We start from the raw sequence: 9,859 nt of genomic DNA on the forward strand, positions 1-9,859 counted from the left end.
GCGATGGATCAGTGCCAGATGGGTTGACTGACACTCCGCATTCGCGAGCAAGCCCGCTCCCACATTGGTTTTGTGGTGTTCTTCAGGCTTCAGGCTTCAGGCTTCGGGCATCAGTTGTTGGCGGCATTCGAGGATCAGCTTCGCACCGCCTCGTTCGCTGCTGCCGACTTCCAGCTTGAAACCGTGCAGGTTGATGATCGCGGCGACAATCGACAGCCCCAAGCCAAACCCGCCTTGCTGTTGATTGCCTTCGTCCACCCGGTAAAACCGCTGGAACACCGCGGCACGTTCAGCTGCGGGAATCCCGGGGCCGGAGTCCAGGACTTCAATGCGGGTGCTGCCGGCATCGTTCACGCCGCGCAAAATCACTTCGCCGCCCGGCGGGGTGAATTTGATCGAGTTGCTCAGCAGGTTGGCCAGGGCTTCGAACAGCAGCGCGCGGTCACCGGTGATCCAGGGCAATGAGTCCGGCACTTGCAGCAGCAATTCCATCTCGCCTTCTTCTGCCAGGGGCAGGTAGAAGTCGTGGAGTTCCTGCAGCAAGGGCAGGGGATCAAGCACCAGGAAGCCCGAGCGGCGCTGGTGGTCTTCCAGTTCGGAAATCCGCAGCAGGCCGCGAAAACGCGCCATCAAGGTGTCGGTCTCGGCGATGGCCGCGTCCAGTTGCAGGGCGTGGGGCGCGTCTTCATCAGCCTGTTGCTGGATTCGGTACAGCTGCGCCCGCAGGCGGGTCAGCGGGGTGCGCAAGTCGTGGGCGATGTTGTCGCACACGCCCTTGACCTCGTTCATCAGCTTCTCGATACGGTCGAGCATCGCGTTGACGATAGCTGCCAGCATGTCCAGTTCGTCGCGTCGGTCGGACAATGGCAAACGGTGGGTCAGGTCGCCGGCCACGATGGCTTCGGCACTCGCCTGGATCCCGCGAATCCGCCGCAACGGGCGCCGCCTGAGCAGGTGCCAGCCGGCCGCGCCGGGAATGATCGTCAGGGTGATCCCCCACAGCAAGGCGTGCAGGATGATCCGCGTCACGCCGAACAGCGAGCCGTTGGCCCGCACCAGGATCAGCCAGCGGCCGTCTTCGGTGTGGGTGGCTACGGCGTCGCAGCTGTCGCGCGGCAGTTTCGGGTCGTCGGAGTCGATGCAGTTGGCCAGGGCGTGGATGTGTCCGTCCATTGGCAGGTCGGGCGGTATCACGCGGATCGGGCCGCTGATGGGGTTGAACTGATTATCGAACAGGCCGTAGGCGTCAACGCCCTTCATGTCGAAGGTCATGCTGGTGGTCAGGGCTTCCACCAGCTCTTCGCCGTCAAACCGCTGGAACAGGTGCTGGCGCTGCATCAGGGAGTGGCGCGAGAGGTCGCCCAGGTAACCGGACACCTCGTAGTACAACACGCCCATGAGGATGCAGCTCCAGGCCACGAACAACGAACTGTAGAGCGCCAGCAGCCGGCTGCTGGAAGAGCGCCAGCCTTTAGAGGGGTTCAGCAATGACATACCCGGAACCTCGTACCGTGCGGATCAGCGGCGTGAGGCCCGGCGGGTCGATTTTTTTGCGCAGGCGACCGATGTGCACGTCGATCAGGTTGGTGCCCGGGTCGAAGTGATAACCCCAGACTTCCTCGAAGATCATCATCCGCGAGAGGATTTGCCCGGTGTTGCGCATCAGGAATTCCAGCAGTTTGTATTCGGTCGGCAACAGGCTCAGGGGCTGTTCGGCACGGCTGGCTTCACGGCTGATCAGGTTCAGTTCCAGATCCGCCACGCGCAAGGCAGTTTCGAACTCCTTGACCGTGCTTTTGCGCCGCAGCAGCACTTCGACGCGGGCGGCCATTTCGTCGGAGGCGAACGGTTTGGTCAGGTAGTCATCACCACCGGCCCGCAGGCCGCGTACCCGTTCATCCACATCGGAGAGGGCGCTGATCATCAGGATCGGCGTGGATACGCCGATGGTGCGCAGGGTGGTGACGATGGCCAGGCCATCCAGTTCCGGGAGCATGCGGTCGAGGGTGATCAGGTCGTAATCACCGCTGACGGCACGGACCAGGCCTTCGCGGCCATTGTCTACCCAGTCTACGTCCAGTCCATGGCTACTCAGCTCGGCAACGATCTCGCGGGCCGTTACGGCGTCGTCCTCGATGGTCAAAATGCGGGTCATAAGGATTACCTGGTGAGCGATTCACACTGAAGTGCGGGCATTTTGCCAAGAAATGATAGCCCGCTTCCTAAATAAAAATTTATGTAGGCACAAACGACACAATTCACCATAACCCGCTGAATCTGAACGAACGCTGTGTGTGTAGGATTTTTTGCATGCCATGGGGGGCGTACGGGTTATTTCCTACGAGGAATGCAATACGCCCGCCGCTCCGGGCCATTTCTTGCAAGTTGCATGGTTCAAATTAGTTCAACTTAATTAAGTTGTTGAAATATATGAAGTTTTAATTTTCGAGCTTCTGGCACGTCGCCTGCACTGTCCCTTTTGAGACTTGTAACACTATTTTTCATGCCTGGAGCAAAACAACAATGATTACATCCTCATCCACGCTGCAAGAGTCGAGCACGCTCTCCGGGGTTTCCTGGGGCGCGATCTTTGCCGGGGCCGCTGCCGCGGCTGCGCTGTCCTTGATTCTGGTACTGCTGGGCTTCGGCCTGGGCTTTTCGGCGGTGTCGCCGTGGGCCGACAGTGGCATCAGCGCCAAAGGGCTTGGCATTTCTACCATTGTCTGGTTGGCGGTTACGCAAATCATCGCGTCGGGGATGGGCGGTTACATCGCCGGTCGCCTGCGGGTGAAATGGGCCAATATGCACGGCGATGAGGTGTACTTTCGCGACACCGCCCATGGCTTCCTGGCCTGGGCCGTGGCGACACTGGTGACGGCGGTGCTGATCGTCGGTTCGGTCAGCAGTGTGGTCAGCGGTGGTGTGAAGGCCGGTGCCAGTGTGGCCTCGGGTGCCGTCAGTGGCATGAGCCAGGTGGCTGGCGCTGCCTCCAAGGGCGAAGACTTTGGCTACTACGTCGACAGCCTGTTCCGTGATGATCGCCCGGCCGCCGTCAGTGATGACGCGGTGCATGGTGTGGTCGCTCGCATCTTCGCTCGTACCGTGAGCAACAATGGTCAGCTGGCACCTGAAGACCGTGCGTACCTTGCACAGTTGATCAGCCAGCGGACCAACCTCAGCCAGGCCGATGCCGAGGCGCGTGTTGACCAGGTCTATGGCCAGGCTCAAAAAGCCCTCGATGACGCCAAATTGAAAGCCAAGCAGGCTGCCGACACGGCTGCAAAAGTGGCTGCCTACACGTCGCTGTGGACCTTCGTGGCGCTGTTGATCGGTGCGTTTTTTGCCAGCCTCGCTGCAACCTTTGGTGGTCGTCGCCGGGATGCCGTGGTGTATCTGGAAACCACTCCCCACACCACTTCCGTTCGTTAATTCAAGGAGAACGTCATGCGCTCATTACTGCTGTTTTTCCTCGGTGTGCCTATCCCGGTCATTATTCTGATCGCGATCTTCATGCACTGATCCTCAGGCTTGCTCGGTCCTCATGTGGGAGCGGGCTTGCTGGCGAAAAAAGCGGTGTATCAGTCACATATGAACTGGCTGATACACCGCTTTCGCGAGCAAGCCCGCTCCCACATTTTGTTTTGTGTCGTTGCTGCATTCCGGGCGAAGGCGAAATCTCCGGATTTTGTTAATTGTTGCTTAACCGCCTTTTGGCTAAGCTCCCGTCCCATGAGCCGCTATCTGCGTTTTTTCCTGGTCCTGCTGTTGAGTCTTGCGCTTCCCCTGACCGGGATGGCGGGTGTGCCGTCGAGCACCGAGCCGTGCCCGATGCAGATGTCCGACATGCAGATGATGAGCGACATGGCCCCTGACTGTTGCCAGGACGGCGCAGCTGCCGACCACGGCAAAAGCTGCAAGCCCGGCCAGGAGTGCAAGACCGGCGGCATGCTGCAATTGTCGATGCCGGTGCTCAAGGCCCCGGTGACTGCTTCCAATGCGCTGGTTGTCAGCGTCTCTTCCGACTTCATTCCCGACCGCACGCCGTCCGGCGTCTGGCGCCCGCCCCGTCGCTGAATCCTGTTGCACCTGAAGACTCGTCCCTGAACCGGGACGGCTTTGCTGTGGGCCGCGTAAAGCGGTGCACAGCGCAACAGAACAGGACACTTCAAGATGAATTTCCTATGCGTGCGTGCCCTGGTGATGGGCGTGCTGGCGTGGCCGACGCTGGCGTCTGCGCTGACCCTGGATGAGGCCTTGCGCCTGGCGCAAAACAACGCGCCGTCGCTGACGGCTGAATCCTCCAAATTGCAGGCTGCCACTCAGGCGGCGATTCCGGCCGGCGAACTGCCGGACCCGAAACTGGTAGTAGGCCTGCAAAATTTCCCCGTTGGCGGGCCCAATCGCGGCACGTTGTATGGCGATGACATGACCGAGCAAATGATCGGCATCCAGCAACAAGTGCCCAGCCGCGACAAGCGCAAGGCACGGGTTGAGTTGGCGTCGGCCAGCGTGGACACGGCTGCCGCCGAAGGCCGGATCGAGCGCTTGAATGTGCGTCAGGCCACCGCCCAGGCGTGGATTCGCGCCTATGCGGTGGAGCGTAAAGAGGCGCTGTTCAAGGACTTCTATCAGCAAAATCGCCTGCTGCAAGACACCGTGCGTGCGCAACTGGCCGGCGGTCGCGGGCAGCCTTCCGACGTCGTGATCCCGAAGCAGGAAGCGGCTGACCTGGCCGAGCGCGAGGATGAGCTGATCCAGCAACGCGCCCAGGCCCGGGCGGCCCTCAAGCGCTGGATCGGCCCGGCCGCCAGTGAAGCCCCCAGCGGGCAATTGCCGAACTGGAAAATCGACACCACCGGCTTCACCCACAACCTGCACCAGCACCCGGTTCTGCAAGCCTTTGCACCGCGCACCCGCGAGGCCGAAGCCCGGCTGAACGAGGCCAGGGCGCAAAAGACCTCGGACTGGAGTTGGGAAGTGGACTACCAGCACCGAGGCCGTGAGTACGGGGACATGGTCAGCCTGCAATTCACCTTCGATTTGCCGATCTTCCCCGGTCGCCGACAAAACCCCGGTATCGCCGCCAAGCAGGCCGAACTCGACCAACTGGACGCCGAACGCGAAGCCAAGACCCGTGAACATACCCAGGAACTCGAAGACGACCTGGCCAACTACCAGCGCCTGGACCGCGCCGTGCAGCGCAGCCAGGACAGCCTGGTGCCGCTGGCCGAGGAGAAATTGTCGCTGAGCCTGGCGGGGTATCGCGCGGGCAAGGGCGACCTGATGAGCGTGGTCAGCGCCCGCCGCGAGTGGGTCGAGGCGCGCTTCAAACAGATTGACGCCATTGAGCAGCGTGCCCTGACCGGCGCCCAGCTGTATTTCGCTTACGGGGAACCCGCCAATGAATAACCGAATCGTGAATATGGCCCTGTTGGGCGGCGTCCTGCTGCTGGGTCTGGGTGGCGGCTACTGGCTGGCGCAGATGCGCGAGGCACAGCCGGCCATGGCCGGGACGATGCAGGCGCCGGACGAGAAAAAGGCGCTGTACTGGTACGACCCGATGTACCCGCAGCAAAAATTCGACAAGCCGGGCAAGTCGCCCTTCATGGACATGCAACTGGTGCCGCGCTACGCCGGTGGCGCCGAGGAGAGTGCGGCGATTCATATCGATTCGAGCCTGACCCAGAACATCGGCGTGCGTTTGGCGAGCGTCAGCCGTGGGGTGCTGGCGTCGAGTCTTGAGCTGTCGGGAATCCTCGCCTTCAACGACCGCGATGTGGCGGTGGTGCAGGCGCGCGCTGCCGGATTTGTCGAGCGGGTTTACGCCCGTGCGCCGGGGGATGTGCTCAAGGCTCAGGCGCCCCTGGCTGACATTCTGGTGCCCGAATGGGCCGCCGCTCAGGAAGAGTTCCTTGCTCTGCGACACAGCGATCCAGGTTTGTTGGCTGCCGCCCGCCAGCGTCTGCGCTTGAGCGGAATGCCTGCCGGGTTGATCACGCAGATGGAGCGCAGCGGCCGGGTGCAATCGGTGATGACCATCACCACCGCGCTGGGCGGCGCGTTGCAAACCCTCGACGTACGCGAAGGCATGACCGTCGCGGCGGGCCAAACCCTGGCGCGGGTCAATGGCCTGGGCACCGTGTGGCTGCAGGTCGCCGTGCCTGAAGCCCAGGGCGCCGCGCTGGCCGTTGGGCAAACGGTCGAGAGCCGTTTTGTCGGGTTGCCGGGACAAGTCGTCAAAGGCACCGTCGCCGCGATTCTGCCGGCAACCGCCATGGACAGCCGCACCGTGCAGGTTCGGGTCGAACTGCCCAACCCTGACGGTATGTTGCGCCCCGGTATGACCGCCCAGGTGCGCCTGGCCCAATCCAGCGGCCAATCGGTGCTGTTGCTGCCGAGCGAGGCGTTGATTCGCACCGGCAAACGCGTGCTGGTGATGGTGGCCGAGGAGGGCGGGCGATATCGCCCGGTAGAAGTTCAGGTGGGTGCAGAAAACCAGGACAACACCGTCATCCTCGCCGGCCTGCAGGAAGGCCAGCAGGTGGTGGCCTCAGGTCAATTTCTGCTGGACTCCGAAGCAAGTTTGAAGGGAATTACCACTCAATCGTCCGGCGGTTTTTCAGATGAGGGGGCCATGGACGGCATGAGCATGCAACCGGGAGCCCGGCCATGATCGCCCTGTTGATTCGCTGGTCGGTGGCCAACCGCTTTTTGGTGTTGTTGGCGACTTTATTCGTGACGGCCTGGGGTTTGTGGTCGATCCAGAACACCCCGGTGGACGCCTTGCCGGACCTGTCGGATGTGCAGGTGATCATCCGCACGCCGTACCCGGGCCAGGCCCCGCAGATTGTCGAGAACCAGGTCACTTACCCGATGACCACCACCATGCTCTCGGTGCCGGGTGCGAAGACCGTGCGCGGCTTTTCGTTCTTCGGCGACAGCTACGTGTACGTGCTGTTCGACGAGGGCACCGACCTGTATTGGGCGCGCTCGCGGGTGCTGGAATACCTGAGCCAGTTGCAGGCGCGTTTGCCGGCATCGGCCAAGCCGGCGCTGGGCCCGGATGCCACCGGTGTCGGCTGGATCTACCAGTACGCGCTGGTGGACCGCACCGGCAAACACGACCTGGCGCAACTGCGCTCGTTGCAGGACTGGTTCCTCAAGTTCGAGCTCAAGACCCTGCCCAATGTCGCCGAAGTGGCGACCATCGGCGGCCAGGTCAAGCAGTACCAGGTGCAGATCGACCCGCTGGCCCTGGCCAGTCGCGGCATCACCCAGGCCCAGGTGGTGGAAGCCATCGGCAAGGCCAACCAGGAAACCGGCGGTTCGGTGCTGAACATGGGTGAGTCGGAATACATGGTGCGTGCGTCCGGCTACCTGAAAACCCTGGAGGACTTTCGCGGCATTCCCCTGCGGCTCGACACCCACAACGTGCCGGTGACCCTTGGGGATGTGGCGACGATCCAGCTGGGCCCGGACATGCGCCGGGGCATCAGTGAACTGGATGGCGAAGGCGAGGCGGTGGGCGGCGTGGTGATCCTGCGCAGCGGCAAGAACGCCCGCGAGGCCATCGCGGCGGTCAAGACCAAGCTGGAGCAACTGCAAACCAGCCTGCCGCCCGGGGTGGAAATCGTCACCACCTACGATCGCAGCAAACTCATCGATCGCGCCGTGGACAACCTCAGCCACAAGCTGCTCGAAGAGTTCCTGGTGGTGGCGCTGGTGTGCGGGATCTTCCTGTGGCACCTGCGCTCCTCGCTGGTGGCGATCATTTCGTTGCCGGTGGGGGTGTTGATTGCCTTTATCGTCATGCGCTTCCAGGGCATCAACGCGAACATCATGTCCCTGGGCGGGATTGCGATCGCCATCGGCGCGATGGTCGATGGCGCGGTGGTGATGATCGAGAATGCCCACAAGAAAATCGAAGCCTGGCACCACGCGCATCCGAACCAGGAATTGAAGGGGGAGGCGCATTGGAAGGTCATCACCGATGCGGCAGTGGAGGTGGGGCCGGCGTTGTTTTTCTGCCTGCTGATCATCACCTTGTCGTTTATCCCGGTGTTCACCCTGCAAGCCCAGGAAGGCCGTTTGTTCGGGCCGCTGGCCTACACCAAGACCTATGCCATGGCCGCTGCGGCGGGGTTGTCGGTGACCCTGATCCCGGTGCTGATGGGCTACTGGATTCGCGGGCGTATTCCCGATGAGCAACGCAACCCGCTGAATCGCGGCCTGATCAAACTCTACCAACCGGCCCTCGACGCGGTGTTGCGCTGGCCGCGCATGACCTTGCTGGTCGCGCTGCTGATGGTCGTCAGTGCGCTATGGCCGGTGTCGCACCTGGGCGGTGAATTCCTGCCGCCGCTGGATGAGGGCGACCTGTTGTATATGCCGTCGGCGCTGCCTGGTTTGTCGACGCAAACTGCCGGCGCATTGCTGCAACGTACCGACCGCTTGATCAAGAGCGTGCCGGAAGTCGCCCACGTGTTCGGCAAGGCCGGCCGCGCCGAAACCGCCACCGACCCGGCGCCGCTGGAAATGTTCGAAACCACCATCGAGTTCAAGCCGCGAGACCAATGGCGCCCCGGCATGACCCCGGAAAAACTGGTGAAGGAACTCGACCGGGTGGTGCAGGTGCCGGGGCTGACCAACATCTGGATTCCGCCGATCCGCAACCGCATCGACATGCTCGCCACCGGGGTCAAAAGCCCGATCGGCGTGAAGGTCGCGGGTTCCAGCCTGATGGATATCGACGCCGTGACCCAGGCCGTGGAAAAGGTCGCCAAGACGGTGCCCGGCGTCAGCTCGGCGCTGGCGGAACGCCTGACGGGCGGGCGCTACATCGACGTGGATATCGACCGCCCGGCCGCCGCGCGTTATGGCCTGAACATCACCGATGTGCAGTCCATTGTCTCCGGGGCGATTGGCGGGGAAAACATCGGCGAGACCGTCGAAGGCTTGGCGCGGTTTCCCATCAACCTGCGCTACCCGAAAGAATGGCGCGACTCGGTGAGCGCGATGAGCAACCTGCCGATCTATACGCCGTCAGGCAGCCAGATCACCCTGGGCACCGTGGCCAGGATCAAGGTCAGCGAAGGCCCGCCGATGCTCAAGAGCGAAAACGCCCGGCCTTCCGGCTGGGTGTACATCGACGTGCGTGATCGCGACCTGGCGTCGGTGGTGAAGGACTTGCGCGAGGCGATCAACCAGAACGTGCAACTGCAACCGGGCATGAGCCTCAGCTACTCGGGGCAGTTCGAGTTCCTGGAGCGGGCCAATGCGCGCCTGAAACTGGTGGTGCCGGCGACCTTGCTGATCATCTTCGTGCTGCTGTACCTGACGTTCCGGCGGGTGGATGAGGCGCTGCTGATCCTCGCCACGTTGCCGTTCGCGCTGACGGGTGGGGTGTGGTTGCTGTACTGGCTGGGCTTCAACCTGTCGGTGGCGACGGGTGTTGGATTTATCGCGTTGGCGGGGGTGTCGGCGGAGTTCGGCGTGATCATGCTGCTGTATTTGAAAAACGCCTGGGCCGAACGCCAGGGAGGAGGGGACCAGGCCCTGCTGGAAGCCATCACCGAAGGTGCCGTATTACGCGTGCGGCCCAAGGCGATGACCGTGGCCGTAATCATCGCCGGCTTGCTGCCGATCCTTTTAGGCGGCGGCACCGGCAGCGAAGTCATGAGCCGGATTGCCGCGCCCATGATTGGCGGCATGCTCACAGCGCCGCTGCTATCCCTGTTCGTCATCCCGGCGGCATATAGGCTAATGCGCAAATCCAAAAGCTAACGACAATCAAATGTGGGAGCGGGCTTGCTCGCGAAAGCGGTGTTTCATTCGCCAGATGCCGTGGTTGACCCACCGC

General features: G+C 62.4%; 7 protein-coding genes. 5 read left to right on the forward strand and 2 right to left on the reverse strand.

The features are described 5' to 3' along the window. Positions 1-96 precede the first annotated feature (96 nt). Positions 97-1,494 (reverse strand): sensor histidine kinase, encoded by a 1,398-nt coding sequence (locus tag ACW9I6_RS26600; RefSeq protein ID WP_008435962.1) that lies wholly within the window; start codon positions 1,492-1,494, stop codon positions 97-99. Continuing rightward, positions 1,472-2,155 carry a response regulator transcription factor gene (locus ACW9I6_RS26605; RefSeq protein ID WP_003219726.1) on the reverse strand — a complete coding sequence of 228 codons (684 nt, stop codon included), beginning with the start codon at positions 2,153-2,155 and terminating at the stop codon, positions 1,472-1,474. The genes ACW9I6_RS26600 and ACW9I6_RS26605 overlap by 23 nt, the downstream gene beginning before the upstream one ends. Positions 2,156-2,523: 368 nt before the next feature. Here ACW9I6_RS26605 and ACW9I6_RS26610 point away from each other — a divergent pair, with 368 nt between their 5' ends. The 5 genes from ACW9I6_RS26610 (at position 2,524) to ACW9I6_RS26630 (ending at position 9,783) form a co-directional block, all read left to right on the forward strand. Beyond that, positions 2,524-3,429: a hypothetical protein gene (locus ACW9I6_RS26610; protein ID WP_003219728.1), complete on the forward strand. Its 906-nt coding sequence runs from the start codon at positions 2,524-2,526 to the stop codon at positions 3,427-3,429. Positions 3,430-3,729: 300 nt separating this feature from the next. Further along, positions 3,730-4,074, forward strand: a complete 345-nt coding sequence (locus ACW9I6_RS26615) for a hypothetical protein (protein WP_177009771.1) — start codon at positions 3,730-3,732, stop codon at positions 4,072-4,074. Positions 4,075-4,170: 96 nt separating this feature from the next. Beyond that, on the forward strand, positions 4,171-5,409 hold the full coding sequence (locus ACW9I6_RS26620) for a TolC family protein (RefSeq protein WP_177009770.1): 1,239 nt from the start codon (positions 4,171-4,173) through the stop codon (positions 5,407-5,409). Beyond that, positions 5,402-6,673 (forward strand): efflux RND transporter periplasmic adaptor subunit, encoded by a 1,272-nt coding sequence (locus tag ACW9I6_RS26625; protein ID WP_177009769.1) that lies wholly within the window; start codon positions 5,402-5,404, stop codon positions 6,671-6,673. The genes ACW9I6_RS26620 and ACW9I6_RS26625 overlap by 8 nt, the downstream gene beginning before the upstream one ends. Continuing rightward, on the forward strand, positions 6,670-9,783 hold the full coding sequence (locus ACW9I6_RS26630; protein ID WP_457340027.1) for an efflux RND transporter permease subunit: 3,114 nt from the start codon (positions 6,670-6,672) through the stop codon (positions 9,781-9,783). The genes ACW9I6_RS26625 and ACW9I6_RS26630 overlap by 4 nt, the downstream gene beginning before the upstream one ends. The last annotated feature ends 76 nt before the right edge of the window (positions 9,784-9,859 follow it).

It is taken from the genome of Pseudomonas sp. SDO5522_S412 (assembly GCF_054071215.1).

Excerpts from the sequence above, each read along its gene's own strand:
- ACW9I6_RS26600 (WP_008435962.1), bottom strand. The coding sequence starts at position 1,494 with ATGTCATTGCTGAACCCCTCTAAAGGCTGGCGCTCTTCCAGCAGCCGG.
- ACW9I6_RS26610 (WP_003219728.1), top strand. The coding sequence starts at position 2,524 with ATGATTACATCCTCATCCACGCTGCAAGAGTCGAGCACGCTCTCCGGG.
- ACW9I6_RS26605 (WP_003219726.1), bottom strand. The coding sequence starts at position 2,155 with ATGACCCGCATTTTGACCATCGAGGACGACGCCGTAACGGCCCGCGAG.
- ACW9I6_RS26615 (WP_177009771.1), top strand. The coding sequence starts at position 3,730 with ATGAGCCGCTATCTGCGTTTTTTCCTGGTCCTGCTGTTGAGTCTTGCG.
- ACW9I6_RS26620 (WP_177009770.1), top strand. The coding sequence starts at position 4,171 with ATGAATTTCCTATGCGTGCGTGCCCTGGTGATGGGCGTGCTGGCGTGG.
- ACW9I6_RS26630 (WP_457340027.1), top strand. The coding sequence starts at position 6,670 with ATGATCGCCCTGTTGATTCGCTGGTCGGTGGCCAACCGCTTTTTGGTG.
- ACW9I6_RS26625 (WP_177009769.1), top strand. The coding sequence starts at position 5,402 with ATGAATAACCGAATCGTGAATATGGCCCTGTTGGGCGGCGTCCTGCTG.